At 62.5% G+C, this 17,612-nt stretch carries 17 protein-coding genes; 10 read left to right on the top strand and 7 right to left on the bottom strand.

From position 1 onward, the window contains the following. Nucleotides 1-275 precede the first annotated feature (275 nt). Both BKP54_RS22990 and pyc read left to right on the top strand, forming a co-directional pair. Nucleotides 276-1,016, top strand: coding sequence for an autoinducer binding domain-containing protein (locus BKP54_RS22990; protein ID WP_057210879.1), 741 nt, complete (start codon nucleotides 276-278; stop codon nucleotides 1,014-1,016). 115 nt (nucleotides 1,017-1,131) lie between these two features. Continuing rightward, nucleotides 1,132-4,590 (top strand): pyruvate carboxylase, encoded by a 3,459-nt coding sequence (gene pyc / locus BKP54_RS22985; RefSeq protein ID WP_025425238.1) that lies wholly within the window; start codon nucleotides 1,132-1,134, stop codon nucleotides 4,588-4,590. Nucleotides 4,591-4,904: 314 nt separating this feature from the next. Here pyc and BKP54_RS22980 read toward each other — a convergent pair whose 3' ends face one another. From BKP54_RS22980 to BKP54_RS22970, 3 genes are all read right to left on the bottom strand, one after another. Beyond that, nucleotides 4,905-5,666, bottom strand: coding sequence for an amino acid ABC transporter ATP-binding protein (locus BKP54_RS22980; RefSeq protein WP_025425237.1), 762 nt, complete (start codon nucleotides 5,664-5,666; stop codon nucleotides 4,905-4,907). Beyond that, nucleotides 5,663-6,343 (bottom strand): amino acid ABC transporter permease, encoded by a 681-nt coding sequence (locus tag BKP54_RS22975; protein WP_025425236.1) that lies wholly within the window; start codon nucleotides 6,341-6,343, stop codon nucleotides 5,663-5,665. The genes BKP54_RS22980 and BKP54_RS22975 overlap by 4 nt, the downstream gene beginning before the upstream one ends. 212 nt (nucleotides 6,344-6,555) lie before the next feature. Then, nucleotides 6,556-7,329: an amino acid ABC transporter substrate-binding protein gene (locus BKP54_RS22970; RefSeq protein WP_025425235.1), complete on the bottom strand. Its 774-nt coding sequence runs from the start codon at nucleotides 7,327-7,329 to the stop codon at nucleotides 6,556-6,558. A gap of 272 nt (nucleotides 7,330-7,601) precedes the next feature. Here BKP54_RS22970 and BKP54_RS22965 point away from each other — a divergent pair, with 272 nt between their 5' ends. From BKP54_RS22965 to ispG, 4 genes are all read left to right on the top strand, one after another. Next, nucleotides 7,602-8,384, top strand: a complete 783-nt coding sequence (locus tag BKP54_RS22965; RefSeq protein ID WP_057210877.1) for a DeoR/GlpR family DNA-binding transcription regulator — start codon at nucleotides 7,602-7,604, stop codon at nucleotides 8,382-8,384. Then, nucleotides 8,381-8,767, top strand: coding sequence for a glyoxalase/bleomycin resistance/extradiol dioxygenase family protein (locus BKP54_RS22960; RefSeq protein ID WP_025425233.1), 387 nt, complete (start codon nucleotides 8,381-8,383; stop codon nucleotides 8,765-8,767). The genes BKP54_RS22965 and BKP54_RS22960 overlap by 4 nt, the downstream gene beginning before the upstream one ends. 30 nt (nucleotides 8,768-8,797) lie before the next feature. Further along, on the top strand, nucleotides 8,798-9,982 hold the full coding sequence (locus BKP54_RS22955) for an MFS transporter (protein ID WP_025425232.1): 1,185 nt from the start codon (nucleotides 8,798-8,800) through the stop codon (nucleotides 9,980-9,982). A 188-nt stretch (nucleotides 9,983-10,170) separates the two neighbouring features. Further along, nucleotides 10,171-11,424, top strand: coding sequence for a flavodoxin-dependent (E)-4-hydroxy-3-methylbut-2-enyl-diphosphate synthase (gene ispG / locus BKP54_RS22950; protein ID WP_025425231.1), 1,254 nt, complete (start codon nucleotides 10,171-10,173; stop codon nucleotides 11,422-11,424). A 103-nt stretch (nucleotides 11,425-11,527) separates the two neighbouring features. On the opposite strand, the gene BKP54_RS22945 is transcribed toward ispG, so the two are convergent. From BKP54_RS22945 to BKP54_RS22935, 3 genes are all read right to left on the bottom strand, one after another. Continuing rightward, complete coding sequence (locus BKP54_RS22945) at nucleotides 11,528-12,169, bottom strand: LysE family translocator (protein WP_025425230.1); 642 nt, start codon at nucleotides 12,167-12,169, stop codon at nucleotides 11,528-11,530. A gap of 99 nt (nucleotides 12,170-12,268) precedes the next feature. After that, nucleotides 12,269-13,324, bottom strand: coding sequence for a histidinol-phosphate transaminase (hisC, locus tag BKP54_RS22940; RefSeq protein ID WP_025425229.1), 1,056 nt, complete (start codon nucleotides 13,322-13,324; stop codon nucleotides 12,269-12,271). 3 nt (nucleotides 13,325-13,327) lie between these two features. Further along, nucleotides 13,328-14,242: a polyprenyl synthetase family protein gene (locus BKP54_RS22935; RefSeq protein WP_025425228.1), complete on the bottom strand. Its 915-nt coding sequence runs from the start codon at nucleotides 14,240-14,242 to the stop codon at nucleotides 13,328-13,330. 172 nt (nucleotides 14,243-14,414) lie between these two features. On the opposite strand from BKP54_RS22935, the gene mtgA reads away from it, so the two are divergent. The 4 genes from mtgA (at nucleotide 14,415) to BKP54_RS22915 (ending at nucleotide 16,900) form a co-directional block, all read left to right on the top strand. Continuing rightward, nucleotides 14,415-15,161: a monofunctional biosynthetic peptidoglycan transglycosylase gene (gene mtgA, locus BKP54_RS22930; protein WP_025425227.1), complete on the top strand. Its 747-nt coding sequence runs from the start codon at nucleotides 14,415-14,417 to the stop codon at nucleotides 15,159-15,161. A 178-nt stretch (nucleotides 15,162-15,339) separates the two neighbouring features. Continuing rightward, entirely contained in the window at nucleotides 15,340-15,987 is a 648-nt protein-coding gene (locus BKP54_RS22925; RefSeq protein WP_025425226.1) for a glutathione S-transferase family protein, read from the top strand. Between the two features lie 159 nt (nucleotides 15,988-16,146). Further along, nucleotides 16,147-16,332 (top strand): 50S ribosomal protein L32, encoded by a 186-nt coding sequence (gene rpmF / locus BKP54_RS22920; RefSeq protein WP_025425225.1) that lies wholly within the window; start codon nucleotides 16,147-16,149, stop codon nucleotides 16,330-16,332. 166 nt (nucleotides 16,333-16,498) lie between these two features. Continuing rightward, a complete protein-coding gene (locus tag BKP54_RS22915) occupies nucleotides 16,499-16,900 on the top strand; it encodes a hypothetical protein (protein ID WP_025425224.1) in 402 nt (133 codons plus the stop codon). Between the two features lie 67 nt (nucleotides 16,901-16,967). Here the strand turns inward: BKP54_RS22915 and phaR are convergent, their stop codons facing one another. Beyond that, nucleotides 16,968-17,546 carry a polyhydroxyalkanoate synthesis repressor PhaR gene (gene phaR, locus BKP54_RS22910; RefSeq protein ID WP_025425223.1) on the bottom strand — a complete coding sequence of 193 codons (579 nt, stop codon included), beginning with the start codon at nucleotides 17,544-17,546 and terminating at the stop codon, nucleotides 16,968-16,970. Between the last annotated feature and the right edge of the window lie 66 nt (nucleotides 17,547-17,612).

Below are 17,612 nucleotides of genomic sequence, written 5' to 3'. Positions count from 1 at the left end.
CCAAGGCCGCTCTGGGACGGTCATTTGCGATATTTTAGGAAAAACAGGAGCTTGAGGCGGTTTTGATAGCGAAACTCCGTTCGCCCGTCGTTGGGCTTGGCGAGAGTATTCATAGTCTGCTATCTTTTCCGTCCAATTCCGATTTCTCGCGATTTTCGCACAAGACCGGGCGTGGTATGTCGAATTATCGCGGGTGCAACATGAATGGCCCCTGAACGGTTCATTCATGTCCGGTTTCCGGCCCTCGCACACGTGTTCTACCTGGAAGGTGATCCATGAATATCACGCTGCTTGTGCAATTTCTTGCGCTGATCGAAGAGATGAAGACGCGCGAAGAAATCGTACCGGAGTTCGAACGGTTGCTCGACCGCTGCGGCTTCGACTTCTACGGGGTCGTCAGGCAGCCGAAGCCTCACGAAAACCCGTTGAGGCTGCTGCTCGCCGGTCGCTGGCCGGAAGGCTGGCCGCAGATCTACATCCGCAAGAAGTTTGTCGTGATCGATCCGACCATCCGCTACCTCGGTCACGCCCAGCGCGGCTTCCGCTGGCGCGACACACTGTTTGCCTTCCGTTCCGACCCGCATCGCAAGCGCATGGAAAGCATGATGATCGAGGCCCGCAACCACGGCCTCTATGACGGTTACATCTTTCCGGTGCACGGCCGCCGCGGCCTGTTGGGCAATCTCACGGTCGGCGGCCGCGTCGTCGATTTGAGCCCTATTGAAATCAGCCTGTTCGACCAGATTGCCAAGCGTCTGTTCTGGAAACTGCTGGAACTGACCGATCCGGAGATTTCAGCCGAACTCGCATCGCGTGTCGAAGTGCAGATGACGCGGCGCGAAATGGAAGCGCTCAACTATCTCGCCGACGGCATGACCTCGAACGATATCAGCAAGGTGCTCGATATTTCCAGTCACACAGTCGATTGGTACATGAACGGCATCCAGGAGAAACTGAAGGGCAAGAACCGTCACCACGTCGTGGCGATCGCCTTCCGGCTGGGGCTCATTTCCTGATCCATTTCTCTCGGATTTCCGCTCGACTCTGAAATTGCGCTTCATTCCGCGACCCGCTAATACTTTACTTCGCGGGTGCAGCATTTCCCGCGTTTCAAGTCTTGAGGAGTCCGACTTGCCCATTTCGAAGATCCTTGTTGCCAACCGTTCCGAAATTGCAATCCGCGTGTTTCGCGCGGCCAATGAACTAGGTCTGAAAACGGTCGCGATATGGGCTGAAGAGGACAAACTGGCGCTGCACCGCTTCAAGGCGGACGAAAGTTATCAGGTCGGCCGCGGCCCGCATCTGTCGCGGGACCTCGGGCCGATCGAGAGTTACCTGTCGATCGAGGAAGTGATCCGCGTCGCCAAGCTTTCCGGCGCCGATGCCATTCATCCGGGCTACGGCCTGTTGTCGGAAAGCCCCGAATTCGCCGAGGCCTGCGCCGAGGCCGGCATCACCTTCATCGGCCCGAAGCCGGAAACCATGCGCCAGCTCGGCAACAAGGTTGCCGCCCGCAACCTGGCGATCTCGATCGGTGTACCGGTCGTGCCGGCGACGGAACCGCTTCCCGAAGACATGGCTGAAGTGGCGAAGATGGCCGAGGCGATCGGCTATCCGGTGATGCTGAAGGCTTCCTGGGGCGGCGGCGGGCGCGGCATGCGCGCGATCCGCGACCCGAAGGATCTCGCCCGCGAGGTGACGGAAGCCAAGCGCGAGGCCAAGGCCGCCTTCGGCAAGGACGAGGTCTACCTCGAAAAGCTGGTCGAGCGTGCCCGCCACGTCGAAAGCCAGGTTCTCGGCGATACCCACGGCAACGTCGTGCATCTGTTCGAGCGCGACTGCTCCATCCAGCGGCGCAACCAGAAGGTCGTCGAGCGCGCGCCGGCGCCTTACCTCAACGCCAGCCAGCGCGAAGAGCTTGCCGCCTATTCCAAGCGCATTGCCGAGGCGACTAACTACATCGGCGCCGGTACTGTCGAGTATCTGATGGATGCCGACAGCGGCAAATTCTACTTCATCGAAGTCAATCCGCGCATCCAGGTCGAGCACACGGTGACCGAGGTGGTCACCGGCATCGATATCGTCAAGGCGCAGATCCACATCCTCGACGGTTATGCCATCGGCACGCCGGAATCCGGCGTGCCGTCGCAGGAAAATATCCGCCTCAACGGCCACGCGCTGCAGTGCCGCATCACCACGGAAGATCCCGAGCAGAACTTCATTCCGGACTATGGCCGCATCACTGCCTATCGCGGCGCAACCGGCTTCGGCATCCGGCTCGATGGCGGCACCGCCTATTCGGGCGCGGTCATCACCCGCTACTACGATCCGCTGCTGGAAAAGGTGACGGCCTGGGCGCCGAACCCCGACGAGGCGATCCAGCGCATGATCCGCGCGCTGCGCGAATTCCGCATCCGCGGAGTGGCCACGAACCTGACCTTCCTCGAAGCGATCATTAGCCACTCGAAATTCCACGACAACACCTACACCACGCGCTTCATCGACACGACGCCGGAGCTTTTCCAGCAGGTGCGCCGCCAGGACCGCGCGACCAAGCTCCTGACCTATCTCGCCGACGTTACCGTCAACGGCCATCCGGAAGCCAAGGGCCGTCCGCGTCCGTCGGATGAGATCGCCGCCCCCGTCGTGCCGTTCATCGGCGGCGAGATCAAGCCGGGCACCAAGCAGATGCTCGACCAACTCGGCCCGAAGAAATTTGCCGAATGGGTCAGGGCGCAGCCGCAGGTGCTCGTCACCGACACGACCATGCGCGACGGCCATCAGTCGCTGCTCGCCACTCGCATGCGCACCTACGACATCGCCCGTGTCGCCGGCACCTATGCGCGGGCTCTGCCGAATCTGTTTTCGCTCGAATGCTGGGGTGGGGCGACCTTCGACGTCTCGATGCGCTTCCTCACCGAAGATCCATGGGACCGGCTGGCGCGCATCCGCGAGGATGCGCCGAACCTCTTGCTGCAGATGCTTCTGCGCGGCGCCAACGGCGTCGGCTACAAGAATTATCCTGACAACGTCGTCAAATACTTCGTCCGCCAGGCGGCAAGGGGCGGCATCGACGTCTTCCGCGTGTTCGACTGCCTCAACTGGGTCGACAACATGCGCGTCTCGATGGAGGCGATCGCCGAAGAGAACAAGATCTGCGAAGCGGCGATCTGCTATACCGGCGATATTCTCAATGCCGCCCGGCCGAAATACGATCTCAAGTACTACACCGCGCTTGCCGCCGAACTGGAAAAGGCCGGTGCACATATCATCGCGGTCAAGGATATGGCTGGCCTGTTGAAGCCGGCTGCAGCCCGCGTGCTGTTCAAGGCGCTGCGTGAGGCGACCGATCTGCCGATCCACTTCCACACCCACGACACGTCGGGCATTGCCGCCGCGACCGTTCTGGCTGCCGTCGATGCCGGCGTCGATGTCGTCGATGCGGCGATGGATTCGCTCTCCGGCAACACCTCGCAGCCCTGCCTCGGCTCGATCGTCGAAGCCTTGCGCGGCTCCGAACGGGACCCGGGCCTTGATCCGGAATGGATCCGCCGCATCTCGTTCTACTGGGAAGCGGTGCGCCATCAGTACGCCGCCTTCGAAAGCGATCTCAAGGGACCGGCATCGGAAGTCTATCTGCACGAAATGCCGGGCGGCCAGTTCACCAACCTCAAGGAGCAGGCCCGCTCGCTCGGTCTGGAAACCCGCTGGCACGAAGTGGCGCAGGCCTATGCCGACGCCAACCAGATGTTCGGCGACATCGTCAAGGTGACGCCGTCCTCGAAGGTCGTCGGCGACATGGCGCTGATGATGGTCAGCCAGGACCTGACCGTTGCCGACGTCGAGAACCCGGCCAAGGACATCGCCTTCCCGGAATCGGTTGTGTCGATGCTGAAGGGCGACCTCGGCCAGCCTCCGGGCGGCTGGCCGGAAGGCCTGCAGAAGAAGGCGCTGAAGGGCGAAAAGGCCTATGTGGTTCGCCCGGGCTCGCTGCTCGAAGCTGCCGATCTCGATGCCGAGCGCAAGACGATCGAAGAGAAGCTGGAACGCGAGGTCAACGACTACGAGTTCGCGTCCTATCTGATGTATCCCAAGGTCTTCACCGACTATGCGCTGGCGGCGGAGACTTATGGTCCCGTCAGCGTGCTGCCGACGCCGGCCTATTTCTACGGCATGGCGCCGGGCGAGGAGCTGTTCGCCGACCTTGAAAAAGGCAAGACGCTGGTCATTCTCAACCAGACCCAGGGCGAGATAGACGAGAAGGGCATGGTCAAGGTGTTCTTCGAACTCAACGGCCAGCCGCGCCCGATCAAGGTTCCCGATCGCAACCGCGGTGCTTCCAGCGCCATCCGCCGCAAGGCGGAGGCCGGCAACGCTACGCAGCTCGGCGCGCCGATGCCGGGCGTGATCTCGACGGTCGCGGTGCACGCGGGCCAGGCGGTCAAGGCGGGCGACGTGCTGCTGTCGATCGAAGCGATGAAGATGGAAACGGCCTTGCATGCGGAGAAGGACGGCACGATTGCCGAAGTTCTGGTGCGCGCCGGCGACCAGATCGATGCCAAGGACCTGCTGATCGTTTTCGGCGCCTGAGGTTTCGGGCAAGAATAAATAGAAACGGCCGGGCGTGAGTCCGGCCGTTTTCGTGAGAGGGGATAGGCCGCCATCCCTGTCGTCATCCTCGGGCTTGACCCGAGGATCCAGCCGCAAGCACGGCCCTCCGCCGCGCCTCAAGACGCCTTGGTACGCAGTTCTTGCCGGTGAGCTCCACCCTCTCCTCCGTCATCCTCGGGTCAAGCCCGAGGATGACGGAGGAGAGGGTGGAGAATGGCGAATGAGAGATAGTTCGCCCTCCACCGACCCTGGCCCGCTATCAGTCACCCGGGCGATCGGCCCCCAAACGTCGCTCAGATGTCGTAGCTGTGCGGCGCACTCAGCGAGGCGATGAACTTCTTGGTGCGTTCGCGCTCGGGCGTCGAGAAGATCGTCTTCGGCGCGCCGCTTTCGACGATGACGCCACCGTCGAGGAAGACCACCTTGTCGGCGACGCGCGAGGCTAACCTCAGGTCATGCGTCGCCATCACCATGGTCGTGCCTTCGCGGGCAAGCCGGCTCAGCACTTCGACGACTTCTTCTGCCAGCTCCGGATCGAGCGCCGAGGTCGGCTCGTCACAGAGAAGAACGCGTGGCGACGGCGCCAATGCGCGGGCGATCGCCACGCGTTGCTGCTGGCCGCCGGAAAGCGTGGCCGGCCAGGCATCGGCCTTATGGGCCATGCCGACCTTTTCAAGCAGCTCCATGGCGCGGGCGCGCGCCTTGTCGGCGGGCCATTTCAACACGGTGACAAGGCCTTCCATGACGTTGCCGAGTGCGGTCTGGTGCGGGAAAAGCTGAAAATTCTGGAACACCATCCCGGTCTGGCGGCGCAGGCGCTGGATCGCCTGCCAGCCGGTCTTGCGCCCGGGCTGAAAGTCCAGCGCCTCGTCGCCAAGTCGAATCGAGCCCGATGTCGGGATCTCCAGGAGATTGATGCAGCGCAGGAGCGTGCTCTTGCCGCCGCCGGAAGGGCCGACCAGCGCCGTAACCGTGCCTTCGGCCAGCGTCACGGAGATGTCCTTCAGCACGAGATTGTCGCCGAAGCGTTTTTCGATGTGGGAAAGCTCGATCATGTCCGGGCCTCCAGGAAGCCGCCATAGCGGGCGAACCGGCGCTCCAGCCGCACTTGCAGGGCTGACAGTACCGAACTCATGGCGAGATAGATCAGCGCTGCCTCAATATAGAGGATCAGCGGCTCGTAGGTGGTGGCGACGATGCGCTGGGCGGTCTGGAAAAGCTCTGGAACCGTGATCGCGGCGGCAAGCGAGGTATCCTTCACCAGCGAGATGAAGGTGTTCGACAGCGGCGGCACGGCGACGCGGGCTGCCTGCGGCAGGATCGTGCGACGCATCGCCTGGCTCCAGCTCATGCCGATGGAATAGGCCGCTTCCCATTGCCCGCGCGGCACCGAGGAGATCACCGCGCGAATGATCTCGGAGGTATAGGCCCCGACATTGAGCGTGAAGCCGATCAGCGCGGCCGGGAAGGCGTCGAGCAGGATACCCATGCTCGGCAGGCCGTAGAAGATCACGAAGAGCTGGACGAGCAGCGGCGTGCCGCGGATGACCCAGACATAGAACCGCGCGACGGCAACGACGGGCGCCGGCCCGAAGAGGCGGGCGATGGCCGTTGCCAGGCCAAGCGCCAGGCCGAGAATGAACGAAAGCAGCGTCAGCGGGATGGTGAACGTCAGCCCGGCCCAAAGCAGGGACGGCAGCGAATCCAGCATGAGTTGAAGCCAGGTGGGCAAGGGATGGGCCTTTCGAAAAAGCGCGATCCGCTCCGGAGGCCGGAACGGATCGCGATTCATACTGCATGATGCCTTAAATCGAAATTGGTTTGAGGCGGGGGCATGCAGCGAGCTTGAAGTGTTACCGCGTCCTTTGCGCGTCATGTCCGACGCGCGGCGCCGTAGCGAGCAAGGCCGGGGGAGAAGCTGCCGGCCTTAATGTCAGGCGGGTGTTACTTCGAGACGTCGGCGCCGAAGTACTTCTGCGAGATCGTCTCGTAGGTGCCGTCGGCCTTGATTTCGGCAAGCGCCTTGTTGACGGCTTCGAGAAGTTCCGGCTCGCCCTTGCGGATGATGATGCCGGAATAGTCGGCGTCGGCCTGTTCGGCGGCGATCTTCACGTTGGCATCAGGCTTCTGCTTCTTGAAGTCGAGGAAGGAAAGGCTGTCGTTGATGGTCGCATCGGCGCGGCCGGTCAGAACCAGCTGGATCGATTGGTCGAAGCCGTCGGTGCCGACCAGCTCGGCGCCGGAAGCCTGCGCAAGCTTGCCGAAGTTGCTCGTCAGCGACTGGGCGGACTTCTTGCCCTTGAGGTCGGCGAAGTCCTTGATTTCGGCGTCGTCGCCCTTGACGATCAGCACGGCCTTGGAGGCGATATAGGGCTCGGAGAAGTCGTACTTCTTCTTGCGCTCCTCGGTGATGCCGACCTGGTTGATCACCGCGTCGTAACGGTTGGCGTCGAGGCCGGCGATCAGGCCGTCCCACTTGCCTTCCAGGAACTCGGCCTTGACGCCCAGCTTCTTGGCCACTTCCTGGCCGATCTCGACGTCGAAGCCGACGAGCGCGCCAGATTTGTCGTGATAGGTGAAGGGCGCATAGGTGCCCTCTGTGCCGATCTTCAGCACGCCGGCGGACTTGATCTGGTCGAGGTTCTCACCGGCCATAGCGGGGACGAAGGCGGCAACCTGCAGGAGGGCGGCGGCGAAAAGCGTGGGGAGGAGTTTCATCGTGTCTTTCCATCTTTTTTGTGTTCCGGCCCGTCGTCCGGATTGAGGAGAGAATCTCATAAAAAAATCGCCGCTTGAGCGCATAAAACTCCAATTGCTGAGCGTTTTTGTGAAGATTTTTCCCCGGACCGGTAGAATTTTCATCCGAAACACGCGCCTGTCGGCAAATCTGGCCCTTTTCGATTTTGTCGCCGGATCGCGGTTGAAATCGCTTTCAAAATTCGCTATGCACATTTACATCGATTCATGCACGTTTATGCACGATTGGCCAAATGTCCACGGAACTCCTTCTTCGCGAACGAAAGACACTCATCCAGGAACGGCTGAAGGCCGACGGCCGGGTGCTGGCGGCCGACCTTGCCGCCGAGTTCCGGGTCTCCGAAGACACGATCCGGCGCGATCTGCGCGAGATGGCCGCGGCCGGCCTGTGCGAGCGGGTCTATGGTGGCGCGTTGCCGCTTGCGCCAAGCGCCCTGTCGCTCAGCCAGCGCGTGGCGATGGCGCCGGAGCGCAAGGCCGCGCTGGCGCGCGCCTCGGTCGGCTTCATAGCGCCCGGTAGCACGGTATTCCTCGACGCCGGCTCGGCCAATCTTGCTATCGCCCAGCTTATCGAGCCGGACCTGAAGGCGACCATCGTCACCAACACGCCGTTGATCGCCGCCGCCTTGATGGAGAAGCCGGGCATCGACCTCATTCTCGTCGGCGGCCCACTCAACCGCGCCGTTGGTGCTGCCGTCGGCGCGCGGGCGCAACGGGATATCGAACAGCTTCGGCCCGACCTTTGCATCCTCGGCACCTGCGGCGCCGATGCTGATGCCGGCCTGACGGCGATCTTTTTCGAGGACGCCGAGTTCAAGCGGCTGATCGCATCGCGCAGCCGCGCCCTGCTTGTCGCCGTTACCAACGACAAACTCGGCACGGCCGCATCCCACGCGGTTGTCGGCATCGACCAGGTGACGACGCTGGTGCTGGAGGCCGACGCGCCGGCGCACCACGTCGCCGCCTTCGAGGCATCTGGGACGACCGTGATCATGGCTGGAGGGAGCGAACGATGAGCATCGCGCATGTGGCTCTTTGGACCAGGGATCTGGAGGGGGTCGCGTCCTTCTGGTCGCGTTTCTTCGGCGCGAGCGTCGGAGACGCCTATGAGAGCCGGCGTCGTCCGGGGTTTCGCTCCCGCTTTCTGACCTTTGGCGATGGGCCGGCAATCGAAATCATGGAGGGGCCTTGGGTGGCTCCGGCCGAGCCCGAAGGCGTCGAGCGTACGGGGCTCGCGCATGTAGCCCTGTCGCTCGGCAGCGGAGCGGCGGTCGACGCGATGGCGGCCCGGGCCTCGGTTGAGGGCATTCTGGTATCGCAGGCGCGGTGGACGGGCGACGGCTTCTACGAGGCGGTGCTTCGCGACCCCGACGGCAATCTGATCGAAATTACCATTTGAGCCGGCGGCTTCCGGCATAGAGGCACAATCATGGACCAACGTTCCGCTCCCACCGCCGTTCGGCAGGGTTACATGACCCGCGACCGGCTTGCCGTGTCGCTGCTCTTCCTGATGAACGGCTTCGTCACCGGAAGCTGGGCACCGAAGATCCCCGAATTCAAGGATCGGCTGGGCATCAGCGAAAGCGTGCTCGGCCTGCTCATCCTGATGTTCGGCGTCGGCTCGCTGGTGCTGATGCCGATCGCCGGCGGCTTTATCGCCCGGGTCGGCTCGCAGAAGGTCGTCAAGGTCACCGCCATCCTGCTGTCGCCGCTGCTCCTGCTTCTGACGCTGCTGCCGAATGTCTGGGCCGCTGCCGTCGGCATGTTCCTGCTCGGCGGCTTCGTCGGCGCGATGGACGTGGCGATGAACGCCAATGCGGTCGAGGTCGAAAAATCGATGCGCCGCGCCATCATGTCCTCCTGCCACGCCTATTGGAGCCTCGGCGGCCTGATCGGTGCCGGCATTGGCGGCTTCCTGATGGCGCGCTTCGGCGTTCTGCCGCACGTCATCGTCGTGACCTTGCTCAGCCTGGCAGTGCTCGCGATCGCCTGGCCGATGATCCTGGCCGACAAGCCGCACCCCGCCGCCACCAAGGAAAAGCTGCGCCTGCCGATGACGCCGCTTCCCTGGCTGATCGGCATCATGGCGCTGTTTTCGATGGTGCCGGAAGGAACCGTGCTCGATTGGGGTGCGCTCTATCTGCGCAACGAACTCGGCGCTTCGGTCGAACTGTCCGGCTTCGGCTTTGCCGCCTTCTCTGCGACGATGGCGACGATGCGTTTTGCCGGAGACCATGTGCGTGATCGTTTCGGCGCCAAGCGGACGCTGCGCATCTGCACGGTCACAGCGCTTGTCGGCATGGTGCTGGCGGGCCTCGCGCCGAATGCCTACCTCGCCATCCTCGGTTTTGCGATTGCCGGGATCGGCATTTCCAACATGGTGCCGATCGCGTTTTCGGCCGCCGGCAACATGCCGGGCCTGCAGCCGGGTATCGGCCTCTCGGTCGCAACCTTCATGGGCTATTCCGGCATGCTGTTCGCACCGTCGCTGATCGGCTTCGTCGCCGAACATACAGGCTTTGCGATCATCTTCGCCTCGGTGCCGGTGCTGTTCATCGTCGTGCTGATGCTGTCGCACCATGCCGTTCATGCGGACCATGGAAAGGGCCATTGAGGTCGGGCGCCTGCCATCAAATCGCCGTCAGGGCATGATGTCGCCGTTGACAACGATGCTTTCCTCATCCACCTGATGGACGAAAAGCAGGAGCGGAACGGGAAAACCCATGCGGGTTTCCGTCTGCATCCCGCGCTGAAACGATGAGACCAGGTCACCGGCGTGACCTGGGGGACCAAGAGGCCTTCATGTCTGCCGCCTTTGATTTTGATCCGCAGCCCCGCCGCGCGTCCGTCGCCGTCGATGTCGGCGGAGTCATAGTCGGCGGCGGTGCGCCGGTGGTCGTCCAATCGATGACCAATACCGACACCGCCGATATCGACGGAACGGTGGCGCAGGTGGCGGCGCTTCACAAGGCCGGCTCGGAGCTGGTGCGCATTACCGTCGACCGCGACGAAAGTGCGGCTGCGGTGCCGAAGATCCGCGATCGGCTCGAGCGCCTCGGCCTCGACGTGCCGCTCGTCGGCGATTTCCACTATATCGGCCACAAGCTGCTTGCCGACCATCCGGCCTGCGCCGAGGCGCTGGCGAAGTACCGCATCAACCCGGGCAATGTCGGCTTCAAGGACAAGAAGGACAAGCAGTTCGCCGAGATCGTCGAGATGGCGATCCGCTACGACAAGCCGGTGCGCATCGGCGTCAACTGGGGCTCGCTCGATCAGGAACTGCTGACGCGGCTGATGGATGAGAACCAGGCGAACGGGTTTCCGCTGACGGCCCAGCAGGTGACGCGCGAGACGATCGTGCAGTCGGCGCTGCTTTCGGCCGAACTTGCCGAAGACATCGGCCTGCCGCGCAACCGCATCATTCTTTCGGCCAAGGTGTCGGGTGTTCAGGACCTGATCGCCGTCTATGCCATGCTGTCGACGCGCTCGGACCATGCGCTGCATCTCGGCCTCACCGAAGCCGGCATGGGCACCAAGGGCATCGTTGCCTCGTCGGCCTCGCTCGGCATTCTCATGCAGCAGGGCATCGGCGACACAATCCGTATTTCGCTGACGCCGGAGCCCGGCGGCGACCGCACCCGCGAGGTGCAGGTGGCGCAGGAACTGCTGCAGGTCATGGGCTTCCGCCAGTTCATTCCCGTCGTTGCCGCTTGTCCCGGATGCGGCCGCACGACGTCGACGGTGTTTCAGGAGCTCGCCCAGAAGATCCAGGACGACATCCGCCGCAACATGCCGGTCTGGCGCGAGAAATATCCGGGTGTCGAAGGCCTCAAGGTCGCGGTCATGGGCTGCATCGTCAACGGCCCCGGCGAAAGCAAACATGCCGATATCGGCATCTCGCTGCCCGGCACCGGCGAAACGCCGGCCGCACCCGTCTTCATCGACGGCCAGAAGGCGATGACGCTGCGCGGCCCCAACATTGCCGGCGATTTCGAGACGCTCGTTTCCGACTATATCGAAAAGCGTTACGGCCAGGGTCAGGCCGCGGCCGAATAGAGCGTTTCCGGTTTAAGCGGAATCACACAAGTGCTCTGTTTCTTTGTTTCTACGCATTTCCTGACGGAAAACCGCTTCACACTTTTCCTGGAAATGCTCTAGCTCAGAGCCGCGTCGTCAGCAGTTTCAATCCTGCGAAAGCGAAGAAGCCTGCCATCAGGCTCTCGATGATGCGTCGCGACTTGAGATAGCCGCGATGCACCGGCGGCAGCGAGAACACGATCGCAAAACCGCAGAAGGTCACGAGACCGAGCAGCATGCATCCGGCGATGAAGGCGGCGGTCACGGCCGTCGGCGCGCCGGCGGGCATGCCGAGCGAGACCAGCATGATCCAGGAGAAAATCGCCTTGGGATTGGTCAGGTGGATGCCGAGCCCCTTGAGATAGTGCTTCTTCAGCAACGCCTGTGGTTGGCCCGGCATCGCCTTTGGGGGCGCATGTCCGCGCATGGCGGCGCGTAGCGCGTTGTAGGCGAGCCAGAACAGGTAGCAGGCGCCGGCGATCTTCAGGACGATCAGCGCCTGTCCGTAAGCGCCGATGAGCGCAGAAAGGCCGGATGCCGTTAGCATCGCCCAGGTGTAGCTGCCGGACAGTACGCCGAAGGCGAGCGCCAGGCCCGCCTTGCGCCCCTGGCTGATCGAGGTGGTGATGATTGCAAGCACCGCCGGACCTGGCGATGCGGTCGCAATCATATAGGCCGTCCAGGCGACCGCGAGTTGCGAAAGGTATGGCGACAGGTCGAACATGGAGAGGGCTCCGGCGTGGATCGCCGGACCTTAGCGAATGTGTCTTTCGCGGCCAAGTGCCTGAGCCAAGTCTGAGAGCCCCCGTCTCGGGACCAGATCTCAGAGAATGTCGTCGAGCGCTTCGATCAGCCGGGCGCATTCGGCATCGGTGCCGATGGTGATGCGCAGGAAATCGGAGATCCTGGGCTTGGCGAAATGGCGCACGAGCACGGCACGCTCACGCAGCGCCTGCATCAGCGCGTCGCCGGAATGGCCGGGATGGCGGGCGAAGACGAAGTTTGCCTGCGATGGGAGGACCTCGAAACCGCGCTCGGCGAGTTGACCGGTGAGGCGTTCACGGGATGCCATGATTTTCTTGCGGGTCGTTTCGAACCAGGCTTCGTCTTCGATCGCAGCGGTCGCTCCTGCCTGGGCCGGGCGGCCAAGCGGATAGGAGTTGAAGCTGTCCTTCACCCGCTCCAGCGCCTCGATCAGCGGCCGCTGACCGATGGCGAAGCCGACGCGCAGGCCCGCGAGCGCACGCGACTTGGAGAAGGTCTGGACGACCAGCAGGTTTTCGTATTTCGGCACCAGCGCGATCGCCGACTGGCCGCCGAAGTCGATATAGGCCTCGTCGATGACAACTGGCTGATCCGGGTGGGCGGCAACGAGCCGCTCGATTTCGGCAAGCGGCAGGCCGATGCCGGTCGGCGCATTCGGGTTTGGCAGGATGATGGCGCCGCAGGACCTGTCGTAATCGGCTAGATCGATGCGGAATTGAGTGTCGAGCGGGACTTCGACGGCATCGATCGCAAACAGCCGGGCGTAGGTCGAATAGAAGCTGTAGGAGATGTCGGGATAGAGCAGCGGGGCGTCGTGCTTCAACAGCCCGGCAAAGATGTGGGCCAGGACCTCGTCCGAACCATTGCCGACGAAGACCTCGCCGGCGGTGACCCGGTGACGGGCCGCGATCGTTTCACGCAGGCGGAGCGCCAGGGGGTCGGGGTAGAGCCTGAGATCGCTGTTGGCCGCTGCGGTGATTGCGCTCAGAACCTTGTCCGAAGGGCCGTAGGGGCTCTCGTTGGTATTGAGCTTGACGAGGTTGGCGATGCGCGGCTGTTCGCCTGGCACATAGGGCTTGAGCGTCGAAACGATGGGCGACCAGTATTTGCTCACGATTCAATTCCTGCGATTGGCGATGAAGCGGGCGGTTTCGGCAAGGATCGACGAGCGCTCGCCATAGGGTTCGAGCAGCGCCTCTGCCTCCGCCACCAGTTGTTCCAGCCGGGTCTCGGCCCAGGCCTGTCCGTGGAGCGCGACGAGCGTGCCCTTGCCGCGTGCGGCATCCTTGCCGGTTGCCTTGCCCATGGTCTCGGCGTCGGCGGTGAGGTCAAGCAGGTCGTCGGCGAGCTGGAAGGCAAGGCCGATCTTTTCGCCGAAGCTGCGCAGACGGTGACGGTCGTTCGCGTCTGCTCCGGCGACGATCGCGCCCGCCTCGCAGGCAAAGCGCAGAAGCGCGCCTGTCTTCATCGCCTGAAGGGTGACGATGCCGGCTTCGTCGGGAGTGGATTTCTCCGCCGCAAGGTCGAGCGCCTGTCCACCGGCCATGCCGCCATGGCCGGCAGCACGCGCCAGCGCGAGGACAAGCGCCGCCTTCTGTGCGTCGGCAAGCGGCGTCTCCGGCGATGCGATGATGTCGAAGGCGAAGGTCAGCAGGCTGTCGCCGGCAAGGATCGCAGTCGCCTCGTCGAAAGCCTTGTGTACGGTCGGCTGGCCGCGCCGGATGTCGTCGTCGTCCATCGCCGGCAGGTCGTCATGGACCAGAGAGTAGCAGTGGACGCATTCGAGCGCCGCACCGACCCGCAGCGCTGCATCGAAGCGTCCGCCCAGCAGGCTGGCGCATTCGATCACCAGAAACGGGCGCAACCGCTTGCCGCCGTTGAGGACGCCGTGACGCATCGCGCCGAGCAGGTTTTCCGGGCGGCCGATCTCGTCGGGTTCGATGCTCAAACCCAGCAGGCGCCCCAGCAGCGTCTCGATCGCGAGCGCGTTGCGTTTCAGTTGGGTCTCGAAGGTCGGTGTTTCCTGTCTCATGAGCGCTCTTTGACATGCGCGAAAGGCGCTTTCAACGGGCTTTCGTGTCGCGGCAGTGCGCTTTGTCGAGGACAGACCTGTGAGTGCCTTGCCTTTTGCCAGAAAGCCCGTTCAACTTTGCCAGCCCATGCACTAAGAGAAACGGATGGACAGAGAGGTGGACAGTCAGGCCGTGGACATCGTTCCCGAGGCGCGTGAGGAGGGCGATATGCCCGCCAGTCGCTGGTCGTCCCTCCGTCGGACGTGGCGCCTGCATCGCCGTCGCATCATTTTCGTCGTTCTTGGCCTGTTGCTTCTGCCCTATGCGCTGATTGCGCTCTATCTCATCGACTTCATTCGCCCGGTTTCGACGCTGATGCTGCGCGACCTCGTGCTGCTGCGCGGCTATGACCGACAGTGGGTCGAGTTCGACAAGATAGCGCCGGTGCTGGTGCAATCGGTGATGATGTCGGAGGATGGCCAGTTCTGCATCCACGACGGCGTCGACTGGGGGCAGATGCGGGGCGTGGTTGAGGATGCGCTCGATGGGGAATCGACGCGCGGCGCCAGCACCATCCCGATGCAGACGGTGAAGAACCTCTTCCTCTGGAACGGCCGCTCCTTCGTGCGCAAGGCGATGGAACTGCCGCTCGCCATCGCCGCCGACTTCGTCTGGAGCAAACAGCGGATGATGGAGATCTACCTGAATGTCGCCGAATGGGGTGACGGTATCTACGGCATCGAGGCTGCCGCCCGCCACCATTTCGGCGTTTCCGCCGCCAAGCTTTCCAGGCGCCAGGCCGCTCTTCTCGCCGTGTCGCTGCCCAACCCGAAAGAGCGCAACGCCGGAAAACCGGGGCGCGGACTGAAACGCCTGGCATCACTGATCGAGCGCCGGGCCAGCCGATCGGGCGGATACATCACCTGCCTTTATGATTGAGATGACGCCTATTCATTGGTCCTGATGCTCGCCGTGGCCTACTGCATGTTTCCTTAAATCCTATTCGATTTAAGGATAAAAACATGCAGCAGTTCAAAGTGCTACAGCGACCTTTGCGCGTCTAATAAGACGCGCGGCGCTGTAATGGTTGCAGCAGGGTGCATAGGGAGATCCAATCTTGAACAAACTCGTCCTTTACGTCGGCAACAAGAACTATTCGTCCTGGTCGCTGCGACCGTGGCTGGCGCTCGAAGCCTCAGGCATTGCCTTCGAGGACGTGGTCATTCCCTTCGATTTTGCGGCCGGAAACCCGAAGCTGCGGGAAATCTCGCCGACCGGGCGTGTGCCGCTTCTCGAGCATGGCGACGTCAAGATCTGGGAGTCGCTGGCGATCATCGAATATGTCGCCGAACTGTTTCCGGATGCCGGGCTTTGGCCGGCAGACCAACAGGACCGGGCGCGGGCGCGCAGCTATGCCTGCGAAATGCTCTCCGGCTTTCGTGCCTTGCGCAGCGCCTGCCCGATGAACATTCGCCGGCAGAAACAGACGCTTGGGGTTTCGGGCGACGTGCGCGCCGATGTCGCCCGCATCGAGACGATCTGGGCCGACGCGCTCGCGCGCTCCGGCGGTCCGTTCCTTTTCGGGTCGTTCACGGCTGCGGATGCGATGTACGCGCCTGTGGTTAACCGCTTCGACGTCTACAATCTCGTTAGCGACCCCACGACGTTGGGATATATGGAGCGAGTAAAGGCGCATCCGGCATCCCGGAAATGGGAAGCGGCCGCACGAGCGGAACCGTGGATCGTTGCCGAGGAAGAAGTCTGATTCGACTTCCTTGCGAGGAGGAGTCGAAAAATTGCGCTCGGGGACTGGTCAAGCGGCAGTTCGCCATGTATAAGCGCGCCAAATTTCCGTGATTAACATCTGTTTTATACGGCCATTTCGGCTGCTGAACAGTGTTTTGCCCGATAAGTGGAGAATGAAATGGCTGTACCTAAAAGAAAAACGAGCCCGTCCAAGCGTGGCATGCGCCGTTCTGCTGACGCCCTCAAGACGCCGACCTACATCGAAGACAAGAACTCCGGTGAACTGCGTCGCCCGCACCACATCGACCTGAAGACCGGCATGTACCGTGGTCGTCAGGTTCTGACCCCGAAGGAAAGCGCATAAGCGCTGACATTGGCGGACCGAGTTAAAGGGCTGGCTTTGCCAGCCCTTTTCTTTTGCATGCCTGACATCTTCTCGACGGAGAGGTTGGTATTAAGTCGGCGTGGTGATCTCTGGCGTCACGTGGCGCATGTAGCGATCACTCATTGAAGAGGGAGCGCATTTGTTCATGCTTGCCGCCATTCCATTGCTGATCCTGCCCTTTGCCATCTACAACCTTGCCATGCTCGGCCTTTTCGGCGGCACGGCTGGCCTCGGTGCCGGCGTGATGTCGCTGTCCATGCTGTCCGGCGCGACATGGGCCATGAGCTTCGGCGATCTCCTGATCGTCGTGGCCTTGCTTCTGCTTTTCGTGGAAATTCTCAAGGCGACCCGCACCGGCACGCGGGCGCTGATGGACCATCTGTTGTCGATGGTGCTCTTCATCGCGTTCCTGGTCGAGTTCCTACTGGTCGCCCCGGCGGCCACACAAATCTTCTTCATCCTGATGACGATCAGCTTCATCGACGTCATCGCCGGCTTCTCCGTGTCGATGCGATCGGCCGGCCGGGACGTTTCAATCGGTCTTTGAAGCGGACTGAAGAAGAACGCTCACATCGCCGCGTGCCGATGAGGACCGCGGCGCCGTCGCGATACGCTCAGCCGAGATTGTCGAGCTTGGTCTGAAGGGCGCGCAATTGCTCCTTCAACTCGTCGATATCCTTGGCTTCCGCCTTCTTGGTCTCCTTGACCGGAGGCGAGGCGATGAACGGCGAAAACATCTGCATCGCCTGATGGAACATCTCTGTGTTGCGCCGAACCTGCTCCTCGACCAGTTGCAGCGGCGCCTGCAGGTTCTTGCCGAGCGGCGTGTCGCCGAAGGCCTTGTTGATCTGCTCCCGCATCTGCACCTGCTGCTCGGTGAAGGCCTGCATCGAGTGCTCGAGATAGCTCGGCACGACCATCTGCATCTGGTCGCCGTAGAAGGAAATCAGCTGGCGCAGGAACGAAATCGGCAGCAGCGTGTTGCCGGTCTTGGATTCCTGCTCGAAGATGATCTGCGTCAGAACCGAATGGGTAATGTCTTCGCCTGATTTGGCGTCCTGTACGGTAAACTCCTCGCCCTTCTTCACCATCACGGCCAGGTCGTCGAGCGTGACGTAGGTGCTGGTCCCGGTGTTGTAGAGCCGCCGGTTCGCATATTTCTTGATTACGATCTGGCCGTCGTTCTTCGCCATCAGGCTCTCCTCATTACCCGCGGTCCGTCTTTTTCTACTTTTCAGAGTATCCGCAAACGAATGCCG

It is taken from the genome of Ensifer sp. 1H6 (assembly GCF_001976035.1).
Lineage (GTDB): Bacteria > Pseudomonadota > Alphaproteobacteria > Rhizobiales > Rhizobiaceae > Ensifer > Ensifer canadensis.
This window is presented reverse-complemented; position numbering and strand designations above follow the sequence as displayed.